This window comes from Proteus sp. TJ1640, from assembly GCF_003144445.1.
GTDB lineage: Bacteria > Pseudomonadota > Gammaproteobacteria > Enterobacterales > Enterobacteriaceae > Proteus > Proteus penneri.
In genome coordinates this window covers 91,270-115,944 of record NZ_PENY01000044.1, presented here as the reverse complement: position 1 = coordinate 115,944, position 24,675 = coordinate 91,270, and the positions used below count along the sequence as shown (strand labels likewise).

The window sequence follows — 24,675 nt, the reverse complement described above, 5'->3', positions numbered from 1 at the left end:
AAAGTATGGCGCTTATTTTTCCGCAGTGAGATCCAGTCATGTCAGATAACAGCCAAAAAAAAGTCATCGTAGGAATGTCCGGTGGCGTAGATTCATCCGTCTCAGCCTATCTTCTTAAGGAACAGGGATATCAGGTCGTTGGTCTGTTTATGAAGAACTGGGAAGAAGACGACGATACAGAATATTGCTCAGCTTCAACGGATCTTGCCGATGCGCAAGCCGTGTGCGATAAACTTGGCATTGAGCTTTATACTATCAATTTTGCCGCTGAATATTGGGATAATGTTTTTGAACATTTTTTATCTGAATATAAAGCAGGCCGCACCCCAAACCCCGATATTCTGTGCAATAAAGAAATAAAATTTAAAGCATTTTTAGAATATGCGGCAGAAGACTTAGGTGCTGATTACATCGCAACAGGTCACTATGTTCGCCGTCGTGATATCAATGGCAAAAGCCAATTACTTCGTGGCGTCGATAATAACAAAGACCAGAGCTATTTCTTATACACATTAAGTCACGAGCAAATCGCACAAAGCCTTTTCCCTGTTGGTGAAATGGAAAAGCCTGAAGTTAGAAAAATCGCTGAAAAACTTGATTTAGCAACAGCAAAGAAAAAAGACTCAACAGGTATTTGTTTTATTGGTGAGCGTAAATTTACCGATTTCTTATCACGTTACCTCCCTGCTAAACCTGGCCCTATCATTACAGTTGATGGTGAAACTATTGGTGAACACCAAGGATTGATGTATCACACATTAGGTCAACGTAAAGGTTTAGGTATCGGTGGAACAAAAGACGGTGGAGATGATCCTTGGTATGTCGTTGATAAAGATGTTGAAAACAACATTCTTATTGTGGCACAAGGTCATGAACATCCAAGATTAATGTCTGTCGGCTTAATTGCTCAACAATTGCATTGGGTATCGAGAGAGCCAATTACTGAAGCTTTCCGCTGTACTGTTAAAACACGATACCGCCAACCTGATATTGCGTGTACAGTAACGCCATTAAGTGAAGATAAAATTGAAGTCCGCTTTGATTATCCTGTTGCTGCTGTAACGCCAGGACAATCAGCCGTCTTTTATCAAGACGAAGTCTGTTTAGGTGGCGGTATCATTGAAACCCGTATTCAGGAGTAGACGTGGCTAAAGATTTTCGTGATATTACACTTGCATTGGCAGGCATCTGCCAAGCAAGTCGTCTTGTTCAGCAAATTGCTTACCAAGGTAGTGCGAACGAGAATGATGTTGAAGTGATGGTTAACAGTATTTTTAATCTCAATCCAACATCAACACTTGATGTTTATGGCAATCAAATCAGTCATTTAAAATTAGGCTTTCAAACACTGAAAGCTATTCATCAGGCGGTAAGAAGAGAAAAATTAACGCTTGAATTGATGACTTACCAACAGGGCTTAATCAATCTAGAACGTCTTATCAATAGAAATGATGATTACAGTTCTCGTTTATCGCAAAAAATTTCTCAATTAGATCGCCAAAAAAGTTACTTTGAACCCATGTCTGAAGGTGTATTTAATGCACTTGCCGGCGTTTATGTTGATGCCGTTAGCCCTGTTGGCCCACGCATTCAGGTTCATGGCGCAATTGATCTGTTAAAGAACCCTATTATTCAAGCTAAAGTTAGAGCGTTGTTATTAACTGGCATTCGTAGTGCTGTGCTCTGGCGTCAAGTAGGTGGCCGTCGTTTTGATTTTTTACTGCATCAAAAGAATATCCTGCGACAAGCTGATGATTTTCTCGCTCAATGTTAATACTTTAAATTCAACCTGGGAGTTGCCAACAATGGAATTATCTTCGCTGACAGCGATTTCACCGATTGACGGTCGTTACGGTAGTAAAACCTCGTCGTTACGTTCTATTTTTAGTGAATTCGGTCTTCTGAAATTCCGTGTACAGGTAGAAGTTCGCTGGCTACAAAAGCTGGCATCTTGCGCCGACATTAAAGAAGTTCCCGCCTTTGAAAAAAACGCAAACGATTACCTTGATGCAATTGTTGCTAACTTCAATGAAGAAGATGCAGCTCGCATTAAAACGATCGAACGCACCACTAATCATGATGTAAAAGCCGTAGAATATTTCTTAAAAGAAAAAGTGGCGAACATCCCTGCTTTACATCAGGTTTCTGAATTTATTCACTTTGCTTGTACTTCTGAAGATATTAATAACCTGTCTCATGCCATTATGCTGGAAACGGCACGCCAAGAGATCTTATTACCTGCATGGCGTGAACTTATTGATACCATTAGCAAAATGGCTCAAGAATACCGTGATTTACCATTACTTTCTCGCACTCATGGTCAACCTGCGACACCCTCTACAATTGGCAAAGAGTTTGCTAACGTTGCTTACCGCATGGAGCGCCAATATCGCCAACTTACACAAGTTGAGATCTTAGGTAAAATCAATGGTGCAGTAGGTAACTACAATGCTCACTTAGCTGCATACCCTGATGTAAACTGGCATCAATTTAGTGAAGAATTTGTCACTTCACTTGGTATTACATGGAACCCATACACAACTCAAATTGAACCACATGATTATATTGCGGAGCTTTTTGATTGTATTAGTCGCTTCAATACTATCTTGATTGATTTCGACCGTGATATTTGGGGTTACATTGCACTGAACCACTTTAAACAAAAAACCATTGCAGGTGAAATTGGTTCATCCACCATGCCTCATAAAGTAAACCCAATTGATTTTGAAAACTCTGAAGGAAACTTAGGGTTAGCAAATGCAGTAATGGGACATCTTGCTAGCAAATTACCTGTTTCTCGCTGGCAACGTGATTTAACTGATTCAACTGTACTGCGTAATTTAGGTGTGGGTATGGGTTATGCATTAATTGCTTACCAATCAACCATGAAAGGTCTTAATAAACTTGAAGTGAATGAAAACCACCTTCGTGAAGAATTAGACTGCAATTGGGAAGTATTAGCCGAGCCAATTCAAACTGTAATGCGTCGTTATGGCATTGAAAAACCTTACGAAAAATTAAAAGAGCTTACTCGTGGTAAACGCATCACAGAACAAGACATGGTCGTTTTCATCGATGGTTTAGAATTACCAGAAAATGAAAAAACACGTTTAAAAGCAATGAAACCTGAAAGTTATATTGGTTTTGCAACTCAACTCGTTGATAAATTAAACTAATTTACCTCCCTAAAAAGGCAGATAATTTCTGCCTTTTTTTATAGCCAAAACACAAAGAAAACTATCTATAACTTAAACAGTTTGCTGGATACAGTGTTTTTTGAGCGATAGATTGTCTATGATGAGCCCATATTTTTATCTGATAGATTAACTATCATTCATATATTTATTTTATGACAGTAAATTTTTGCTGATTGTACTCAAGGTGGAATAATGCGGATCTTAATTATTGAAGATAATATCTTACTTCGCCATCACTTATCTGTGCAATTTCGTGATGCTGGCCATCAGGTTGATGCAGCTGAAGATGCCAAAGAAGCAGATAGTTTTATTGCAGAAGGTACACCTGATGTAGCTATTGTGGACTTAGGATTACCAGATGAAGATGGCATTAGCCTTATTCGTAGATGGCGAGAAAATAATATTACTCTACCAATAATGGTCTTAACAGCACGAGAAAGTTGGCAAGAAAAAGTGTCAGCGTTAAATGCAGGCGCTGATGACTATGTGACAAAGCCCTTTCATTTTGAGGAAATTATTGCACGTATTCAGGCATTAATGCGAAGAAACATGGGAATTGCATCACAAACTCTCGCTATCGAACCTTTTGAATTGGATTTGTCACGTAAAGAGTTCATGATTTCGGGAGAACAAATTAAGTTAACTGCATTTGAATATACAATTTTAGAAACCTTGATGCGCAATCAAAACAAAGTTGTTAGCAAAGATGCATTAATGCGCCAGTTGTATCCAGATGCTGAATTAAAAGAAAGCCATACTATTGATGTACTAATGGGGCGATTACGTAAAAAAATCTTAGAAAAATATCCTGATGATGTTGTCGTGACAGTACGTGGACAAGGCTACCGTTTTGATATGAAACCTTAATATGCAAAAAAAACAGCGCTCCCCACTCTCATTACGAACTCGTTTTTTACTTGCAACGAGTGCCATAATTTTAGCTCTTGTGCTTTCTTATGGATTAGTTGCCATTGTCGGTTCGATTGTCAGTGTGGATAAAACCACTTTTATGCTAATGCGTAGTCAAAGCAATCTTTACTACAGCTTAGCGCAGTGGGATAAGGGCAAGCTGAATATTGAGTTTCCTACAAGCCTTAATAATAACACCTCTTTGGTGATCATTTTTGATGATAAAGGCAGTGTATTATGGACAACTCCCGATTTACCTAAAGCCATTCCAGATAGCATTAAGCATAAATGGCGCCATGAAGAAGGGTTATTTGAAATTTCGGTTGATGTCAAAACAACGCGTTTAATGCTACAACAGTTACCTCAATACCGTGTTTATCTCAAGCGACTCGAAGAATATTCAAGTAACGAATTTTTAACTCACTCAGTGGTAATTAATCATTATCCTGCGGCTGATAATATGCCTTATATGGCGATTGCAGTTATCGATCCTATTCCTCAGCGAATGCAAAAAGTCAGTCAGGTTTGGGACTGGTTCTTATATATCATTCTCGCTAATTTGTTCTTAGTTGTGCCTTTAATTTGGTTAGCTGCACACTGGAGTTTACGGCCTATAAAACAAGTGATAGAACAAATCAGTGCGTTAGAAAAAGGGACACGCAATGATTTGGATGAAAACCCACCAACCGAGTTAAAAGGCTTAGTTCGAAACTTAAATGTATTATTGCGTAATGAACGAAACCGTTATAGTAAATATCGCACAAGCTTATCAGATCTTACTCATAGCTTAAAAACGCCACTTGCCGTATTACAATCAACATTACGCTCTTTACGATCAGGTAAGCAAATGACGATAGAGCAAGCTGAACCTATCATGCTCGATCAGATAGAACGAATTTCACAACAAGTCGGTTATTATCTGCATCGAGCATCTATTCATGGTGATCACGATATTACCACACGAAAACTCCATTCACTGTCAGGGTTATTAGATAATCTTTGTAGTGCATTAAGTAAAGTTTATCAGTCAAAAGGCGTTGATTTAACACTCAATATTTCACCTGAAATCATGTGGTTAGGTGAGAAAAATGATTTTATGGAAGTGATGGGCAATATCCTGGATAACGCTTGTAAATACTGCTTAGAATTTGTTGAAATCAATGTTAGCAATAATGAAAGTAGTGTCATTATTATTATTGATGATGACGGGCCAGGCGTCAGCCCGGAAAAAAGAGAAGCTATTTTCCAGCGAGGAACAAGAGCAGACACGCTTCGTCCAGGGCAAGGTTTAGGATTATCTATTGCAGTAGATATTATTGAACAATACAGTGGTGAAATTACTATTACCGATAGCCCTTTAGGTGGTGCTCGTATTACCGTAATCTTTACTGAGCAGCAACTTACGGCTGAGCGTGAATAATCATTGTTGATTAAGGTACTTTTAAATTACCGTTAAATCTATGATGTTATGTATGATACTTGTTCACTTATTATCGTGTTACTCACATTGCTCAAAGGAATGTTTAGCAGGAAGTTAGAATTCATTATACTATGGTTCTAGGCTTCCCGAACTCAGGATATACACAATGGACTATAAACTTAATTTAGATTGGCAATCATTCCTCGAAAGCCATTGGCAAAAACGCCCTTTATTAATTAAAAACGGCTTCTCTCGTTTTGTTGATCCTTTATCTCCTGATGAACTTGCTGGTCTTGCAATGGAAGATGAAGTAGATAGCCGTCTTGTTAGTTGTCAAGACGGACAGTGGGGAGTCAAACACGGGCCTTTTGAGCACTTTGAAGGACTTGGTGATAAAGATTGGTCTTTACTTGTACAAGCCGTCGATCACTGGCATTTTCCTAGTGCGGCATTAATGAAACCATTTCGTGTGTTACCCGATTGGCGCATTGATGATTTAATGATCTCTTATTCTGTTCCTGGGGGTGGTGTTGGCCCACATCTTGATCAATATGATGTCTTTATTATTCAGGGACAAGGCCGTCGCCGTTGGCGGGTAGGTGAAAAAGTCCCAATGAAACAACATTGCCCTCACCCGGATCTACTTCAAGTAGATCCTTTTGAAGCAATTATTGATGAAGAATTAGAGCCGGGAGATATTCTTTATATCCCACCTGGATTCCCGCATGAAGGCTATGCGATTGAAGAGTCACTAAACTACTCTGTTGGTTTCAGATCACCTAATGCTCGTGAACTTTTCAGTGGGTTCGCTGACTATGTATTAGCAAATGATTTAGGTAGCTATCGTTATAGCGATCCTGATCTAACACAGCGTGAAAACCCAGCATTAGTGCAACACCAAGAGTTAAATAAACTTCATGCCATGATGGAGGATTTACTTGCTCAACCAGAAGTATTCCGGCATTGGTTTGGTGAATTTATTTCTCAATCTCGTCATGAGCTTGATCTCGCGGTTCCAGAACCTTTATATGAAAATGCGGAAATTCATGATCTGCTGCAACAAGGCGAGCAACTTCATCGTTTAAATGGTCTTCGTGCACTACGTGTTGGCGATAATTGTTTCGTAAATGGTGAATTGATGGATACTGATCATATAGAAGCTGTGGATGCGCTTTGCCAATATGATTATATTGATAAACAACACTTAGGTGATGCGTTAGCTGATCCGAAATTTGTGCGTTTATTAACACACTTAGTTAACCAAGGTTATTGGTATTTTGAAGATTAATTATCACTAATTTTCAACTATAAGTTATAAAGCCCTGTCATATTATTGCAGGGCTTTTTATCATTAGCTATTTAATAAATATATTATATTTAAAAATCTAACGAATTAAATAATTTATTGATTCTTTTAAAAGTACTCTCGTATTATGAAAGAAAAAAGGAATAACAACAAAAAAAGTACTTTGTAAGAAAAAAAGCAATAATGTATGTTTGCTATTTGTTGCATACAGAGAAAAGGAGATAAAATAAGTTATCAAAAAATAGCTTAAAATAATAAAAAATGATTGCTGCTCAGATTTTTTAATTATTTTCTCTTTATGAAAGCTTAGTTGCTCTTCTATTACAGGTTTTAATGATCTTCCTGTCATGTTTTCCATTCAATATCCTTATATTGCATTCAGTTTTCTGTAATTATAAGATAAATTTATTGAACCCAATTTAGCAAAGAGTGATGACTATTGTGCCTATATTAAAAGTTTAATAGTAAATAATATGTAAGCCCATTATTATAAAATTATTCTATTTTTAATTAAGTAAACATCCCTATTAATACCCTATCAATACCTTGCTGTTTCTCCTATTTTACCTAGGAGAAAATTAGATTTTACTTCTTTTTTCAACAATAAAATCGTCTATAAAAATTTATTGTGTTAATCATTACTTTTATTTTACTGACCATGATATTTGCAGAAATAATAAAATAGCAAATATGAAAACACCACCAGCACAAACAGATATCAGTTTATGTTAAGTAAAGCGAGAAAAAGTGAAATCATTAATTACTTAGTAGAATTAAACTGGTTAAAAAAATAATAGCCGAAATATCGGCTATTATTTTTACTTTCAAGGTTCAATTAGTGATTAGCTAATCACGTTAGCTTTCTCTCTTTCAGCTGTAATTTCAGCGATACGCATAATTACACTCACCGCCGCTTCCATACCTTCTAAAGAGATAAATTCGTGCTTACCATGGAAATTATAACCACCAGTAAAAATATTAGGGCAAGGTAATCCACGATAAGAAAGCTGAGCACCATCTGTACCACCACGAATAGGCTTGATATTAGGCTCAATATCACAATCAATCATTGCTTGTTTTGCTATTTCAATAATGTGCGGGAATTGAACAACTTTATCATGCATATTGTAATAACTATCATCAATAGTCAGTTCAATATAGCAATCTGGATGTAAGCCTTTACCTACTTTTTCTGCAATCGCAATCATATTCTGTTTGCGTTTTTCAAATAAGTTACGATTAAAATCACGGATAATATAATGCATTTCCGCCCTTTCTACCGTACCTTTAATACTTTGCAAATGGTAGAAACCTTCATAACCATCGGTATTTTCTGGTGTTTCTTCAATAGGCAACTCTTGATGAATGCGCGTTGCTAATCCTAATGCGTTTACCATCACCCCTTTTGCACTACCAGGGTGAACATTGTTACCAACAATTTTGATATTCACTGATGCTGCGTTGAAGTTTTCATATTCCAATTCGCCAACACCACCACCATCAACGGTATAAGCCCAACTTGCACCGAATGCATTTAAATCGACATAATGCGCACCACGACCAATTTCTTCGTCAGGTGTGAACGCAATACGAATATCACCATGAGGTCGATTGGTTTCTTTTAAACGTACCATGGCGGTAATAATTTCAGCAATGCCTGCTTTATCATCAGCACCTAATAAGGTTTTACCGTCTGTGGTAATTAATGTTTTACCAATCATGGAGTGTAAGATTGGAAACATAACTGGTGATAACACTTCATCACCAATACCCAATGCAATATCACCGCCACGATAATCTTCAAGCACTTGTGGTTTGACATGCTTACCAGAAAAATCCGGCGCTGTATCAAGATGCGAAATAAAACCAATCACAGGCACTGGCCAAGAGACATTGGATGGTAAACTTGCCATTACACATCCCTTGTCACTGAGCGTTACATCGGAAAAACCCAGTTTTTTTAATTCGTGAGTCAATGCCTTGGCAAGTTTTAATTGTCCATCACTGCTTGGTGACATTTTTGAAGATGGTTTTGATTGTGTATCAAAATTAATATATTCAAAAAAACGTTCTAATAATTTATCCATTTTGCCCCCTAAGATCTCTCTAAGAACAATAATAGGGAACTCTATAAAATAATTATTGCGTCAAATCAGCTTTAGGATCATTAATTAATTCAAACAATTTATGAACATATTCATCAACTATCTGACTTGCTTGACCATAATGTTTCTCTTCAAACTGGCTTTCAACCAAACTTGGTTCAAGATTTAACTCAACGGTATGAGCACCTGTTAATCGAGCTTCATGGACAAAACCCGCAGCAGGGTAGACATTTCCAGATGTACCGATAGAGATAAAAATATCAGCCTCAGCCAAGGCGCGATAAATCTCTTCCATACCAATGGGCATTTCACCAAACCAGACAATATGTGGTCGTAGTGGCGATGGGAATTGGCAACAATGACAGCGATCGGTTGTTTCTAAGTCCCCTTTCCATTCAAAAACTTGGCGAGATTGTGGGCAACGTACTTTTAGCAATTCACCATGCATATGCAAAATATGTTTACTACCTGCTTTTTCATGTAAATTATCAATATTTTGCGTTACAAGAAGGAAGTTATCTTTACCTAAGCGTTGCTCAAGTTTCGCTAATGCATAATGTGCTTCATTCGGTTGAATAGAGGGATGTTGCAATTGACGACGGCGTTCATTATAAAACTGCTGAACCAATTGTGGGTTGCGTTGATAACCTTCAGGCGTAGCAACATCTTCAACACGATGTTCTTCCCACAATCCATCTTCTGATCGGAATGTTTTAATTCCTGATTCAGCCGAAATGCCAGCCCCTGTTAATACGACAACTTTGGGTAAATTCATTTCATGTTCCGTTTTATGGGTTAGATGAAAATAACGACAACGTGAATGTTGTCTGCGTAAACTTTTGATCTTACGAAACTTCCTAAGCCGACGATGACGAAGTTTAAGTTTCATCATGACAATCCTTGGTTTTCAAATTTAAATAGCGCGTTTCTTATCTTTACTAGTTTAAGCGTTTTTTCTTCTTTGTCTGTCAATAATAACCTTATTGTCCACTTAAAATTCTAGCAGGATCTAGTTTAGTCGCTCGACGTGCAGGATACCAACTTGCAACTAGGCTTAAAATTACAGTGGTAATAAATACAGAGAAAACGTCAATTAAATGAACTTCTGAAGGTAAAAAATCGACGAAATAAACATCACCAGACAACACACTATGTCCCGTTAATGATTCAATAACAGACACTAATGGTGTTAAATTATAAGCAATCAATACACCCAATATCACACCAGCAACACAGCCAATCATGCCTGATAATAAGCCGTACCATAAAAAGATATTACGAATATGACTATCTCGTGCGCCTAATGTTCGTAAGATAGCAATATCACTACTTTTATCTCTTACTGCCATAATCAGCGTTGAGACAATATTAAAACAAGCGACACCAATCACTAGGATCATCGATAAATACATAATGCTACGGATCATTTGAATATCACTATACATATAGCCATAATCGCTTATCCAACTTTTGGCATAAACATATTCTTTGCTGTTTAAACCGGCATCATGAATAATTTCATTCGCGAAAAAAGGATCTACCGTTTTCACTTCAATCCCAGTTATTCCTTGTCCATAATCCATATATTGTTGAGCATCGGCTAAAGGAATTAACGCTAATTGATGATCAAGCATACCACTAAGTTTAAAAATACCACTTACTTGTAAGCGAATACGCTTAGGCTGTAAAAGCTTAGTTGGATCATCATTATTAGGAATTAATACGGTGAGCCAATCACCTTGTTTAATTTTCAATGCGTCTGCAACACCTTGCCCAATAATAATTTGTTGCTTACCCGCCCGAAAATCTTGCCATGCATTATTTTGTACATAGCGAGGTAATAAGCTGATATCATTCTGTTTTTCAGGTGATACGCCCATAACTTGCACTGCTTTTAGTTCAGTTCCTTTCTCTAACAATCCTGTTAATAAGATATATGGCGCAGCAGCGACAACACCTTGGGTATTTTCAATACGAGGTAATGCTGATTGCCATTGTACAAATGGCTGTTCTACTGAATAAATTTGTCCGTGAGGCACCACTGATAAAATGCGATTTTTTAATTCACGTTCAAACCCATTCATGGCACTTAGACCAATAATCAAGACAGCAACACCAAGCATAATGCCCAGTGTTGAAATAACTGAAATTAAAGAAACCATTCCCGCACGTTTTCGCCCTCTTGAAAAACGTAAAGCGGTCACTAATGCAAGTGGCAATTGTGCCATTATTTCACTCCTGAAATTGCGTTTTGTGACTGTAGTTGACCATCTTTCATTTCAAGTTGGCGCTGAAAACGAGCAGCCAATGACAAATCATGCGTCACCACTAGAAAAGCAGTTTGTTTTTCTTTGTTTAACTTAATCAACAATTCGAAAATCCCTTCAGCATTTTTCTGATCAAGATTACCTGTTGGCTCATCAGCAAGGACTAATGAAGGATCGTTCACTAATGCTCTCGCAATCGCAACACGTTGTCTCTCACCACCAGAAAGCTCTGAAGGGCGATGATGAGCGCGATCTTTTAACCCCACCGCTTCAAGTAAAGACATCGCTTTTTCTTTCGCCTTTACAACACTAGCCCCACCAATCATCAGCGGCATAGCCACATTTTCAAGTGCTGTAAAATCAGGTAATAGATGGTGAAATTGATAGATAAATCCCAATTGGCTATTACGTAAATCAGCCTTTTCAGACGAAGATAACTTATTAAGTGATTGCCCTTTAAAAAAGACTTCGCCTGATGTTGGAGAATCTAATCCCCCCAGTAAATGTAATAAAGTACTTTTTCCTGAGCCGGAACTGCCTACTATGGCAAGAAAATCACCCTTATCCATTTTAAAAGAGACGGATTTCAGCACTTGAGTGGAAATCGAACCATCTTGGTATTGTTTACATAGGGCGTGACAATCCAATAAACCCTCTTTGTTAATTTGCATTTGTTTTTCTGATGCCATTGATTGTTTATTCAAAGAAGAATTACTCATAACGTAGCGCCTCTGCTGGCTGAATAGCCGCGGCCCGCCAAGACGGGTATAAAGTGGATAAAAGTGAAATGACAATAGCGGAGAAACCGATCATAAAGACGCGTCCCCAATCAAGTGTTGCAGGCAATTCCACACCTTGAGGAATAAGTCCTACCGCTGGCATGATGACGTTTAATTGACTTGAGAGTAATGCCCCCAACAGACCACCAGCAACAGCACCTAAAATACCTGCACCAGCACCTTGTAGCATAAAGATGGACATAATCTGAGAGCGTTTTAAACCCATAGTTTGCAAAATAGCAACTTCACCTTGTTTTTCCATCACCAACAAAGAAAGTGAGGTAATGATATTAAAAGCCGCCACAGCTATAATTAAGCTTAATAATAATCCCATCATATTTTTTTCCATTTTAACAGCCTGGAAAAATTCACCTTTACGTTCGCGCCAATCTCTCCAACTAAGATTTTTATCTAAAGATTGTGCACTGTATTTTTCAATATTGAGAGGAGCAGTAAAGAAAAGACGCCATCCTGTAATATTACCCGGCTGATAACGCATTAAACGTGCTGCATCTTGCTGATTAACTAAGATTTGTGAGACATCTGCATCGCCACCACTTTGGAAAATACCTTTAACGGTAAATAAGCGTTGGCTAGGTAATCTTCCCATTGGTGTTAATTGGCTTACACTTGGCACAATAAGGCGAATGTTATCCCCCTCTTTTACTTTTAACTGTTTAGCAAGGCCACTTCCTAGGATCACGCCATAGTCACCTGCTTTCAGCATAGAAAAATCGCCATAACGAATATATTTCGTTAAAGGCTCATCTTGCTCTTTTTCTATACCTAGCATGACACCAACGCTGATATTGTCTTTACTCTGTAAAACGACATCGCCTTCTACTAAAGGGGTAACGTTTATGATACCTTCACGCGTCAGTAATCTTTCAGCTATATTTGAATCTCGGGGTAATTGTCCGTTAGGTGATGTCACGATTGCTTGTGGAATATAAGCAAGAATGCTTTCTTGCAATGAACGTTCGAAACCATTCATGACAGAAGTTACTGTGATCAATGCAGCTACACCTAACATAATCCCTAAAGCGGATAGCCATGAGACGAAGCGACCGAATTTATCGACCGCACGACCCCGCATATAACGGAGCCCTATATAAAATGAGACAGAATTGTACATGAAATCTGTGCTGTTCCTGTTGCTAATGCGAAGTGTTCAGGGATAATAAAGGGTAGTCTTACTGAATGGAACCACTCTATTCCCAAACTGTGGTTTTTCTTTTATCTTAACCTGCCCGCCAGTTTAAGCTTTAGCCATTAAGCTAAAGATGTGTTGGGAGTTAACTACAACAAAGAGTTCACATTACACGCTTATGTCCTCAGAATATCGTTATCAACTTCCTATAAAACAAGGGGATACTCGTCAGCTAGGTCAACTGACTGGTGCTGCTTGCGCTCTAGAATGTGCAGAGATCATCAAACGTCACTCTGGATTAGTCGTTCTTGTTACTCGTGATATGCAAAATGCATTGCGTTTACAAGATGAAATCCGTCAGTTTTGTGATTTTCCAGTAGAGACATTATCGGATTGGGAAACGCTGCCATACGACAGTTTTTCACCTCACCAAGAAATTATCTCAAACCGCCTTTCTACGCTATACCGTATTCCATCACTTCTCAAGGGAATTTTAATCTTACCCGTCAATACGTTAATGCAGAAAGTCTGCCCTACGGATTATCTCGCAAGTCATGCGTTGATAATGCAAAAAGGAGAGATACTTTCTCGTGATAATTTACGTAAAACATTAGATGAAGCAGGATATCGCCATGTAGAGCAAGTATTAGAACACGGTGAATATGCAACACGCGGTGCATTATTAGACTTATTTCCTATGGGAAGTGAATTTCCTTATCGTATTGATTTTTTCGATGACGAAATAGATAGCCTGCGCACTTTTGATGTCGATACACAGCGGACATTAGCAGAAGTTGATCAAATTAATTTACTGCCTGCCCATGAGTTCCCAACAGATGCAAATGCGATAGAACTTTTCCGTAGCCAATGGCGTGAACGATTTGATGTAAGACGTGATCCTGAACATATTTATCAGCAAGTCAGTAAACACATATTGCCAACGGGAATTGAATATTGGCAATCGCTGTTTTTTGAACAGCCTTTATCTAACTTATTTGCTTATTTCCCTAAAAACACATTGATAGTGACGCAAGATCTACAAGATTTTGCAGAAAAGTTTTGGCAAGACATCAACCAGCGTTTTGAAAGCCGTCGCGTTGATCCTATGCGACCGCTGTTACCACCTGAAGATATTTGGCTCAGTGTTGATAAATTTAATAAAGAACTTAAACAGTGGCCACGAATTCAACTTAAAACAGAAACATTGCCAGAAAAAGCAGGACAAACTAATTTAGGTTATCAACCACTTCCTGATTTATCGATCAACGCGCAAAGCAAATCCCCTTTAGACAATCTACGTCGATTCCAAGAACAATTTTCTGGCAGTATTATTTTCTCTGTTGAAAGTGAAGGACGACGCGAAACCGTACAAGAACTGTTATCACGGATAAAAATTGCCCCTAAACAGATCATTGAGTTATCAGATGCCCAAGAAAAAGGAGCCTATTTTATTATTGGTGCAGCTGAACACGGTTTTATTGATAGTCATCGTCAATTAGCTATGATCTGTGAAAGCGATATGTTAGGCGAGCGAATTAATCGTCGTCGTCAAGACAATCGCCGAACAATTAATACTGATACCTTAATTCGCAACCTTGCTGAATTAAGCATAGGTCAACCGGTTGTTCATCTTCAGCATGGTGTTGGTCGCTATCAAGGCATGACAACACTAGAAGCCGGTGGCGTTAAAGCTGAATACTTGATGTTAAGTTACGCAGGTAATGACAAGCTTTATGTCCCTGTTTCATCCTTGCATTTAATCAGTCGTTATTCTGGTGGCGCAGATGAAAATGCGCCACTACACAAATTGGGTGGCGATGCATGGGTAAGAGCGCGCCAAAAAGCCGCTGAAAAAGTGCGTGATGTCGCAGCAGAGTTATTAGATGTTTATGCTCAGCGTGAAGTAAAAACAGGCTTTGCTTTTAAAATGGATAAAGAGCAGTACCAAACATTCCGCCAAAGCTTTCCTTTTGAAACAACACCTGATCAAGAAATGGCGATCAATGCTGTCCTTAGCGATATGTGCCAAGCTATTTCAATGGATAGACTCGTCTGTGGCGATGTCGGATTTGGTAAAACAGAAGTGGCAATGCGTGCTGCATTTCTTGCAGTTAACAACAATAAACAAGTTGCCATTTTAGTACCGACCACCTTATTGGCTCAGCAACATTTTGATAATTTCCGTGATCGTTTTGCTAATTGGCCCGTTAACATTGAGATGATCTCGCGCTTTCGTAGTGCAAAAGAACAACAGCAAATCACAGAAAAACTGGCTGAAGGAACGATTGATATTGTCATTGGTACACATAAACTCCTTCAGCCTAATATTCAATGGAAAGATTTAGGGCTATTAATTGTCGATGAAGAACACCGTTTTGGTGTTCGTCACAAAGAACGAATAAAAGCCATGCGCGCAAATGTCGATATTTTAACGCTAACAGCAACACCTATTCCTCGTACGTTAAATATGGCAATGAGTGGTATGCGTGATCTTTCTATCATTGCAACACCACCAGCACGTCGTTTATCCGTAAAAACCTTTGTACGGGAATATGATGACTTAGTGGTACGTGAAGCTATCTTGCGTGAAACATTGCGTGGCGGACAAGTTTATTACTTGTATAACGATGTTGAAAATATCGAAAAAGCCCGAGAGAGATTGGCTGCGCTCGTTCCTGAAGCACGTATTGGTATTGGTCACGGACAAATGCGTGAACGAGAACTTGAGCGTGTGATGAATGATTTCCACCATCAACGTTTTAATGTGTTACTTTGCACCACAATTATTGAAACAGGTATCGATATACCCAGCGCAAACACCATTATTATTGAACGTGCAGATCACTTTGGTTTAGCGCAATTACATCAGTTACGTGGTCGTGTAGGCCGTTCTCATCATCAAGCTTATGCTTATTTGTTGACACCACATCCTAAAGCGATGACAAAGGATGCTCATAAGCGTTTAGAAGCGATTGCTTCACTGGAAGATCTAGGTGCAGGTTTTGCATTAGCAACTCATGATCTAGAAATTCGAGGCGCCGGTGAATTATTAGGTGAAGAACAGAGCGGTCAAATGAATACCGTCGGTTTCTCGCTTTATATGGAATTGCTAGAAAGTGCAGTAGAAGCGCTTAAAGAGGGGAGAGAACCATCACTTGAAGATCTCACCAATCAACAAACTGAAATTGAATTAAGAATGCCTGTTTTATTGCCTGATGATTACATCCCTGATGTAAATGTCAGACTTTCATTCTATAAACGAATTGCCAGTGCGATCGACTTAACAGAGCTTAATGATCTAAGAGCAGAATTAATCGATAGATTTGGTAAACTACCTGATGCAGGGCGTTATCTACTACGTAATGCAGCTATTCGCTTAAGTGCAGTGAACTTGGGTATTACTCGAATTGAAGCCCATGATAAAGGTGGATTTGTTGAGTTTGGTGAAAAGAACAAGGTTGATCCGGGATATTTAATCAGCTTACTTCAAGAGCAACCTGCTATTTTCCGTTTAGATGGTCCATCAAAACTGAAGTTTATTACAGATTTAACTGAGCGTGAAAAACGACTCACTTTTATTGATGATATGTTAAGTGCATTTAATGAACACAAAATAACCTCACTTTAACGGTTATCGAATCGACAAAAAGGCGTAATTGAAATAATTTCATTACGCCTCTCTTTTATATTGTTAGGTTTACTCTTTGCGACAAGGTACTTTTTCATTCATAGAACAATAAGGTTCTTGTTCTAAAATCAGCCTACCATCAGAATCTAATGCAATAACTTCACCGGGTTTAAACGTGGTACGTACTTTGCCGGGTGTTCCATCAATAGTATAGAGTACATCATAACCAACAATTCTACGCTCTTGACGATAAATCGGGATGCACTCTTTAAATTGAGGATAAGGGAAATTAGCAATATTGCTGTTATTGAGTGCTTCAATCATATAGAACACTCGACACTCTTGCTCTGCGGGATGAAATCGTGACAAATTTTCTGGTGTAAAAGGTGTTGGTAAGCCAATTCGATGACAATACTCTTCTGTCACAAAAACGGTTGATTTAATAGGTGTAGCCGAAACGACATGAGCATATTGAGGTTGAGGAAAGACCCACCTCCATGCAATAAATGAAAGAATAGCTAATGCAATGATTAGTCCTATTAGTGTGTACTTTCTGACATTAACACCCACTTTTACCCCTTTTTATTTGTTTTATCCTTAATTGCCACAGATATAGAATAAAAGCCACTGTTTCACTCTAACTGGCTAATATATTTAGTATTCAATAAATGAATTCTCTAATCTAATAGCTTAATTCAACATCCATGCTGATTAACATAATAAGTAAACTACGTATTTATGACATGTTAAATACACCACTTATTTCTGTTTTAATTACTTAATTAAATACTGACTATATTCTCAAGACTTACACATTATATTAAGATAGATCTTAATTTATTAAGCTGAAAAAATAGAAATCATTATGCTATTTATAATACATCATTATGATAACACCAGATTAACAAATGTTGCCAAAAAATAGGGAGTCTTCCCTATTTAACTTATATTATAAAGTTTGATTTTAAGATTTGTAAAACCATTTCATCTAATTAAATACAAATAAAAATAACAAGTTAAGCTTAACCTTTATAATCTTCACTTATTATCTTTCTAATACAATCCTATGAAATACCATAACATTTTATTTGATGAATTAATGAATTAAACATCATTTTTTATTTAAGAAAAGTCTTAAATAATTTAACATGATAAATAAAGTTAACGTTATCTTTGATATTACGGTTTGATCTTGATAATAAAATTATATTTATCATTGTTATATTTTGTTTTAGAGTTATTGGTTATTTTTGGTATCGACAGATAAATCGTCTAGTGCTTTATGCTGAGATTATTTATCTTATTTAGATATTCTCATTTAATTATTTAATTTAAAAGAAAAGATAGATAAAAAACCCTCATACAATATGAGGGTTTTAAAAGGCGACTTTTGTCTTCTCTGGAAAGCAAAAGATAAATTAATGGAGTTTTAGTTTAGGTCTAATCACTCGGTTGATTGATCCGACTAACATCATAAGCCCTGTTTTGATATAACCATGCAAAGCTATTTGATGCATTCGATATAAAGAGATATAAACAATCCGCGCGATACGCCCTTCTATCATCATATCACCCTTCATTAAATTCCCCATCAAACTCCCCACAGTACTAAATTTTGAGAGTGAAACTAATGAGCCGTGATCGGTAAACACATAATCTTTGAGCGGTTTGTCTTTTAACATTGCTAATATATTGCCATAACAACGACTTGCCATTTGATGTGCAGATTGTGCTCTTGGTGGAACAAAACCGCCATCTTTTCTTGGGCAAGAAGAACAGTCGCCAATAGCAAAGATAGACTCATCTAAGGTTGTTTGTAAGGTCGGTTTAACAACCAGCTGATTAATACGGTTAGTCTCTAGACCCGCAATCTCTTTCATAAAATCAGGTGCTTTAATACCTGCAGCCCACACCATTAAGTCGGCATCGATATGCTCGCCTTCTTTGGTGTTTAACCCGCCTTCATCTGCACTTGTGACCATAGTTTTAGTCATCACTCGCACACCTAATTTTGTTAACTCTTGATGTGCCGCACTCGAAATACGTACCGGTAATGCAGGTAAAATGCGTTCTCCAGCTTCAACCAAAGTGATATTTAATGCTGAAGGTGCTAATTTTTTTAATCCATAACTATTTAATTGGCGTACTGCGTTATGCAATTCAGCTGAAAGCTCAACCCCCGTCGCACCACCACCCACAATCGCAATATTTACCTTACGATTTTCTTCTTGTGCATTGGCATCTGCTGAGTATTTTAAAAACAAATTCAACATTTCGTTATGGAAACGATGGGCTTGCTGTGGGCTATCTAAGAAAATGCAGTTTTCTTTAATGCCTGGAGTACCAAAATCATTCGATTTACTGCCTAACGCCATCACTAAAATATCGTAGTCTAATATGCGTTCAGGTACGAGTAGCTCTTGCTCTTCATTATAAATAGCAGCCAGTGTGATATTTTTTTGCTCACGATCAAGCCCTATTAATGAGCCTAATTGGAAATTGAAGTGATGATTATAACCATGAGCTAAATAACTTAGTGCATCAACTCCATCGTCTAAAGAGCCTGTCGCTACTTCATGTAATAACGGTTTCCATAAATGGCTATTATTACGATCAACTAAGGTGATTTCTGCTTTTTTGCTGCGACCTAATTTATTGCCTAATTTAGTCGCCAGCTCTAACCCACCAGCGCCACCACCGACAATAACAATTTTTTTTAATGACATTTAACGTCACTCCATAAAGATATTTACTGTTGTTATTTAAATAACCTTAGTGAAATCTACTTAAATAACGACAGTTAAATCGTTTCGGCTGTTATTTTTGTTCTTAAATAAGTTAGCTGGGAAGATGGTCATACCAAAGTTGATTTATATCAAAAATATTTGAATATTCATATCTCTTTTTTGAAGAAAAGAGTCATTTTTTGCTATTCAGTGATAAATCAATCACCATTAAAAACATAAGGATATTTTTTAATCAATTAATACAATCAACTAGAAAACAAGCATAACGAGGATCATTAAAATCAATCGCGATATTGAGATGATAAAAATAAAGGATCAAAACAAATGTTGAAAAGAGATAGATAGCAGAAGAGTATGCACATTTTAGCTATGTTAGATAGAAAAATGGATGGAACAAACACCATCCATTTTAAACACATTACTTTAGTCTTACTTTTTACTATAAAACGCTTTAATTTTAAATAGATGCTCAGAAAGGCTCTTAAATTTATGCGTTTGCACTTCATCCCAAATGACAGAGTAATAAGGCGATAATTCATCAGCAGAACGCTGGTTATCTAAAATCTCATCATTGCGAGATAAAATCACTAAAGCGCTATCTTTGTTTTTAGAACGAAAATCTTTAATACATTTCGTTGCAATATCTAAATATTCTTCAGGTCTGTCGATTTTGTCTGTCATGTTTTCGTAAGGAAAAAGATTAGGATTAATCATTACCTGACGAATATTACATAAGAAACCAATACGCTCTGCCCAATATCCACCTAATCCTACGCCACAAATTAATACGGGCTCTTTTGTGGATTTAATCACTTTATCCGTTTCTTTCAGTAAGTGTTGCATGTCATGACGAGGATGCAACGTACTGTAGCTTAAAAAACGGACATCAGGATCAATAAACTGTAGCTGTAAAACTTTCTCATGATTTCCAGGACTTGTGGAATCAAAACCATGTAAATATATAATCATGCTCGCTCCTGCCATTGCTCCTGTAATTGGGTCAGCAACTGATTCGCTTTTTTCCAACGATCAGAGGTTTGTAGCTCACTCAATGTGTAACGACCTCGGTGATGGTACAATGTGGCAATGCGTTCTGCTTTGACAGAGGACAGGTTATCTAACACACTCACTGCCCCTTTTCGGTTATTACACACTAAAAGCATATCACAACCAGCATCTAGTGAACGTTGTGCTCTTTCTGCATAACTTCCCATAATGGCAGCACCTTCCATCGATAAATCATCAGAAAAGATAACGCCTTGGAAGCCTAGTTGTTCACGTAAAATCGATTTCAACCAATATGATGAACCGCTTGCAGGACGTTCATCAACCTGAGAATAAATAACATGAGCCGGCATAATGGCATCTAATAGCTGGCGTTGAATAAAGTCTTTGAAAATAGACATATCACGTTGGCGAATATCATTTAAAGAGCGGTCATCACGAGGTGTTTCTTTATGAGAATCAGCCCTGACTGCACCATGACCTGGGAAATGTTTACCTGTTGATTTCATACCTGCAGAGCGCATACCTTTAATAAAGCTCTCTGCCATTGTCATGGCAATTTCAGGCGAATCATGGAAAGAACGTTCACCAATGGCAATACAGTTATGACCTAAGTCGAGCACAGGTGCAAAACTGATATCAATATCCATGGCAATCATTTCTGATGCCATTAACCATCCCGCTTCTTGTGCTAAATGACTCGCTTGATAACTTTCATTTAATGCTGCGTAGGATTGTGCCGCGGGTATGCGAGTAAAACCATCACGGAAACGTTGTACTCGTCCCCCTTCTTGGTCTACTGCAATCACTAGACGTTCATGAGATGCATCACGAATTTGACGGACTAATTCATTTAATTGTTCAGCATCGTGGAAGTTGCGGGTAAAAAGGATTAATCCACCGACAAGAGGATGCTTTAAAATTTCACGCTCTTCACTATCGAGTTCATACCCTTCAACATCAAGCATTACTGGACCCATAACATTCCTCTCTTTGTAATTGTGACAAGATAATGTCTTTAATTCATCAGACTAAAATAACGACGTAAAGGTTCAGACATTATTAAAAATGACTCATCTTTTGTTTGTTGCCAACGGACTTCATACCACATTAGCATCATATAAAAAATGAATGGTTCTCTTGAAAAAATACGCGATCTCAACTCCTTCACAGAATAAATGTCTGTTTCTTTGGATTGAGTATAATGACAATGATACGAACAGTAATAATCCAAAAACATATTTTGTTGCACTTCATTGAGTTGATTTGTCGCAAAAAACGTCATCAACGAATCTGCTGTATCAATATCGGCTGCATATTCCCAATCAATAAATTTTATACCGGAATCACTAAGAAGAATATTCTCAACATGTAAATCCATGTGAGCAGGCGCGTATTTTATGAGATTGTATCGCGGTTGGCGTAAAAAATATTGTTGTAAACGTAACCATTTAGCAGATAAACGTTTTCTATCAATACACTGCCAATAAATTAATAATTCATGATTTAAGTTAAGAGGGAAGCCTAACGGTGTGTATTGATGAAGTATGGCTATTTTTTCAGCCAACGGCTTTAAATAAGTACTAAAAAGTGATTGATGAGTAAGATGTTCACCCTGTAACCAATAAAGAAAAAACCACTCTTTATAGCGTGTAGCAACTTTTGGCGATAAATTAGAGCCTGATAGCTGTTTTAAAATGGCGTATTCTTTTCTTCCATGTACATAAAGCGCTTTTTTTTCATCACCATAATAGCGAGCAACCCAGTCAATATCTGCACATTGCACACGAAAAGCGCCACCGCCAGATCCTTCTAATGCAATGATTTTCCATTTACTTAATGCCGTTGCCGGGAAAAGTGCTTGCAAGGCATTAAGCAAACTGGAGTAATGCGGATCATTCAACCTTATGGCGCCCATTCCAAAGAATTTCACCAGAAGAAACCGACATTAACTGCATACTGATCACACGATTATCTTTTTTACCATCAACAGTCGAGAATAAAATATAATCAGCTTTCAAATAGCGGGCTAAGCCAATAGCAGCACTACGAAGACCTAGGCTATCTTCACCAGATAAACCAAGTGCCTTCCGTGCAGACATCATTTGCGTATAAGGCACAGTTTGCAATGCACTAATACTATTAACTGATTCAATAATTGTATTGGTTGCATTTACTGCTTGGATGTTCCCACCTGAATTATTTTTAACATTATCAACAACGATAAGCTTACCCACTTCTAAGTCACCAGTAACGGCCATTTCTCTAATTAAAGGAGTGACGGCTGCATTCCAATTAATACTTGTGATTTTAGGTGGTGTCGGCACAACTTCAATTGGTGGCTCTATCGGTTTAGGTGGCTCTACTGGCTCTGTAGGTATCACAGGCTCTACAGGTACAGGCGGTTGTTGTGGCAACATAGACGGACAACCTGCTAATAAAAACACAGACATCGCCACAAATAGAACTCTTTTCATGCTCGTGTTACCTTATCCTAAATAAAGAGATAAACTCTGACATAACTAATAGTTTTATCTGGTATATCACCGCTAATTTCAGTATCACCATCACCAAGAATAGTCACATCATTTACATGTCCAGCAGGAGATACTTCAAGCCCTTGCTCGTTATACCAATAAAAGCGATAGCGAATTGAAACAGGGTAAGATTGTGTATTTGACAGCATAACTGTCGCTCTTGTGCCGTTAGTATGGTGTTCAAGGGCGGGTTGTCCCGCCACAATTCCCACAGCTAAGACCGATGGCTCCATAATAATAGCCTGCTGACGATTAAAATAGAGTTTATTATCTGAATGAGATGATAAACACCCAGAGAGCAATGTCGTCATACACATAGCGATAAGTAATGAGTAAATAGCCTTACTTTGTCTTATCATGTATTACTTCCTGTTATCTCGCTTTTAGCATCATACCGATCATTGACTTAATAATGGCCCTAATGGTTTTCCACCAAGCAAATGCATATGAATATGGAAAACTTCTTGTCCACCATGTTTATTGCAGTTCATCACTAGGCGATAGCCGTCTTCAGCAATACCTTCTTGTTGAGCTATTTTTGCCGCAACAACAAAAAGGTGTCCTAATACTTGCTCATCTTCTGCAGTAACATCATTTACAGTAGGAATAAGTTTATTAGGAATAATCAAAATATGAGTGGGTGCTTGAGGTGAAATATCACGAAATGCAGTCACTGTATCATCTTGAAAAACGATATTGGCTGGAATTTCACCACGAATAATTTTACTGAAAATTGTTTCTTCTGCCATTTCCATCACCTTATTATTTATTTTAATTCCTGATTAATTCTATTAAGCAGGCAAGTTTTGAATATGAAAGAGCTTAGCAAAATTACGCGTTGTTTGTTGCGCTAACTCTTCAACACTTACCCCTTTTAAGACAGCCATATACTCTGCAACATCACGAACATAAGCGGGTTGGTTTTCTTTTCCGCGATGAGGTACTGGCGCTAGATAAGGGGAGTCTGTTTCAATTAAAATTCGATCAAGAGGAACAATACGAGCAGCCTCTCTAATTTGTTCGGCATTTCTAAATGTCACAATACCAGAAAAAGAGATATACATTCCAAGATCAAGTAATATTGTTGCTGTCTCTTTATCTTCAGTAAAGCAATGCAGAACACCGCCACAATCTTGAACTTTCTCTTCTTTTAAAATAGATAAGGTATCTTCGCGAGCACTGCGTGTATGCACAATAACGGGTTTATTAACTTGGCGTCCAATTCGAATATGCTCACGGAAAATTTCACGTTGCAGAGCCGCATTTTCTTGTTGGTAATAGTAATCTAGCCCTGTTTCACCTAAAGCCACAACATCAGGTGCGGTAGCTAGACGTGCTAATTCTTCAACATCATAACCTTCATCTAAATTTAAAGGATGGATCCCACAAGAAAAGGCGATATTGTCACGTTTACCGATTAGCTCACGCATTCTATTAAAACCCGGTAATGTGGTTGCCACTGCTAACATATATTGAACATCACGCTGCTGTGCTTTTTCGACAACATCATCAATATTTTCATGTAATTTTTCATAATCTAAGCAGTCGAGATGGCAGTGTGAATCAACTAAAAACATAACTTACTCTCATTTATCTGGTACGACTTATAGGTGTTTTTTATTACA

22 protein-coding genes are annotated in these 24,675 nt (G+C 37.7%); 7 read left to right on the top strand and 15 right to left on the bottom strand.

The features are described 5' to 3' along the window. Positions 1–38: 38 nt before the first annotated feature. From mnmA to DK861_RS17805, 6 genes are all read left to right on the top strand, one after another. Positions 39–1,142 carry a tRNA 2-thiouridine(34) synthase MnmA gene (mnmA, locus tag DK861_RS17830; protein WP_006537212.1) on the top strand — a complete coding sequence of 368 codons (1,104 nt, stop codon included), beginning with the start codon at positions 39–41 and terminating at the stop codon, positions 1,140–1,142. A 2-nt stretch (positions 1,143–1,144) separates the two neighbouring features. Next, entirely contained in the window at positions 1,145–1,774 is a 630-nt protein-coding gene (gene hflD / locus DK861_RS17825) for a high frequency lysogenization protein HflD (protein ID WP_109400930.1), read from the top strand. A gap of 31 nt (positions 1,775–1,805) precedes the next feature. Then, positions 1,806–3,176: an adenylosuccinate lyase gene (gene purB / locus DK861_RS17820; RefSeq protein WP_109400929.1), complete on the top strand. Its 1,371-nt coding sequence runs from the start codon at positions 1,806–1,808 to the stop codon at positions 3,174–3,176. A 213-nt stretch (positions 3,177–3,389) separates the two neighbouring features. Then, entirely contained in the window at positions 3,390–4,064 is a 675-nt protein-coding gene (gene phoP / locus DK861_RS17815; RefSeq protein ID WP_006537215.1) for a two-component system response regulator PhoP, read from the top strand. Position 4,065: 1 nt separating this feature from the next. Continuing rightward, the gene (phoQ, locus tag DK861_RS17810) at positions 4,066–5,526 is read left to right on the top strand and encodes a two-component system sensor histidine kinase PhoQ (RefSeq protein ID WP_109400928.1); all 1,461 of its coding nucleotides are present in this window, start codon (positions 4,066–4,068) and stop codon (positions 5,524–5,526) included. A gap of 166 nt (positions 5,527–5,692) precedes the next feature. Next, positions 5,693–6,814, top strand: coding sequence for a cupin domain-containing protein (locus tag DK861_RS17805; RefSeq protein ID WP_109400927.1), 1,122 nt, complete (start codon positions 5,693–5,695; stop codon positions 6,812–6,814). Positions 6,815–6,911: 97 nt separating this feature from the next. Here the strand turns inward: DK861_RS17805 and DK861_RS17800 are convergent, their stop codons facing one another. The 6 genes from DK861_RS17800 to lolC form a co-directional block, all read right to left on the bottom strand. Continuing rightward, a complete protein-coding gene (locus DK861_RS17800) occupies positions 6,912–7,190 on the bottom strand; it encodes a hypothetical protein (RefSeq protein WP_109400926.1) in 279 nt (92 codons plus the stop codon). Between the two features lie 484 nt (positions 7,191–7,674). Next, entirely contained in the window at positions 7,675–8,919 is a 1,245-nt protein-coding gene (pepT, locus tag DK861_RS17795) for a peptidase T (protein WP_072062702.1), read from the bottom strand. 52 nt (positions 8,920–8,971) lie between these two features. Further along, entirely contained in the window at positions 8,972–9,829 is an 858-nt protein-coding gene (gene cobB, locus DK861_RS17790; RefSeq protein WP_109400925.1) for a Sir2 family NAD+-dependent deacetylase, read from the bottom strand. An 88-nt stretch (positions 9,830–9,917) separates the two neighbouring features. Next, positions 9,918–11,165 (bottom strand): lipoprotein-releasing ABC transporter permease subunit LolE, encoded by a 1,248-nt coding sequence (lolE, locus tag DK861_RS17785; protein ID WP_109400924.1) that lies wholly within the window; start codon positions 11,163–11,165, stop codon positions 9,918–9,920. Further along, positions 11,165–11,869 (bottom strand): lipoprotein-releasing ABC transporter ATP-binding protein LolD, encoded by a 705-nt coding sequence (gene lolD / locus DK861_RS17780; RefSeq protein ID WP_072063000.1) that lies wholly within the window; start codon positions 11,867–11,869, stop codon positions 11,165–11,167. The genes lolE and lolD overlap by 1 nt, the downstream gene beginning before the upstream one ends. A 46-nt stretch (positions 11,870–11,915) precedes the next feature. Beyond that, positions 11,916–13,118: a lipoprotein-releasing ABC transporter permease subunit LolC gene (lolC, locus tag DK861_RS17775; RefSeq protein ID WP_109400923.1), complete on the bottom strand. Its 1,203-nt coding sequence runs from the start codon at positions 13,116–13,118 to the stop codon at positions 11,916–11,918. 193 nt (positions 13,119–13,311) lie between these two features. Between lolC and mfd the strand changes: the two genes are divergently transcribed. Next, positions 13,312–16,761, top strand: coding sequence for a transcription-repair coupling factor (mfd, locus tag DK861_RS17770; protein ID WP_109400922.1), 3,450 nt, complete (start codon positions 13,312–13,314; stop codon positions 16,759–16,761). A 69-nt stretch (positions 16,762–16,830) separates the two neighbouring features. Here mfd and umoD read toward each other — a convergent pair whose 3' ends face one another. From umoD to DK861_RS17725, 9 genes are all read right to left on the bottom strand, one after another. Beyond that, positions 16,831–17,331 (bottom strand): flagellar biogenesis regulator UmoD, encoded by a 501-nt coding sequence (umoD, locus tag DK861_RS17765; RefSeq protein WP_006537231.1) that lies wholly within the window; start codon positions 17,329–17,331, stop codon positions 16,831–16,833. Positions 17,332–18,179: 848 nt separating this feature from the next. Next, entirely contained in the window at positions 18,180–19,487 is a 1,308-nt protein-coding gene (locus tag DK861_RS17760) for an NAD(P)/FAD-dependent oxidoreductase (RefSeq protein WP_006537232.1), read from the bottom strand. A 450-nt stretch (positions 19,488–19,937) separates the two neighbouring features. Beyond that, positions 19,938–20,477, bottom strand: a complete 540-nt coding sequence (gene ycfP, locus DK861_RS17755; protein WP_006537233.1) for an alpha/beta hydrolase YcfP — start codon at positions 20,475–20,477, stop codon at positions 19,938–19,940. After that, positions 20,474–21,493: a beta-N-acetylhexosaminidase gene (nagZ, locus tag DK861_RS17750; protein WP_006537234.1), complete on the bottom strand. Its 1,020-nt coding sequence runs from the start codon at positions 21,491–21,493 to the stop codon at positions 20,474–20,476. Before nagZ ends, ycfP begins: the two co-directional genes overlap by 4 nt. Positions 21,494–21,531: 38 nt before the next feature. After that, a complete protein-coding gene (locus DK861_RS17745; RefSeq protein WP_109400921.1) occupies positions 21,532–22,431 on the bottom strand; it encodes a phosphotransferase in 900 nt (299 codons plus the stop codon). Beyond that, a complete protein-coding gene (locus DK861_RS17740; protein WP_109400920.1) occupies positions 22,409–22,990 on the bottom strand; it encodes a penicillin-binding protein activator LpoB in 582 nt (193 codons plus the stop codon). Before DK861_RS17740 ends, DK861_RS17745 begins: the two co-directional genes overlap by 23 nt. 17 nt (positions 22,991–23,007) lie before the next feature. After that, positions 23,008–23,409: a YcfL family protein gene (locus tag DK861_RS17735; protein ID WP_072062709.1), complete on the bottom strand. Its 402-nt coding sequence runs from the start codon at positions 23,407–23,409 to the stop codon at positions 23,008–23,010. A 39-nt stretch (positions 23,410–23,448) separates the two neighbouring features. After that, entirely contained in the window at positions 23,449–23,799 is a 351-nt protein-coding gene (hinT, locus tag DK861_RS17730; protein ID WP_036913377.1) for a purine nucleoside phosphoramidase, read from the bottom strand. 42 nt (positions 23,800–23,841) lie between these two features. Then, entirely contained in the window at positions 23,842–24,627 is a 786-nt protein-coding gene (locus tag DK861_RS17725; protein ID WP_109400919.1) for a metal-dependent hydrolase, read from the bottom strand. Between the last annotated feature and the right edge of the window lie 48 nt (positions 24,628–24,675).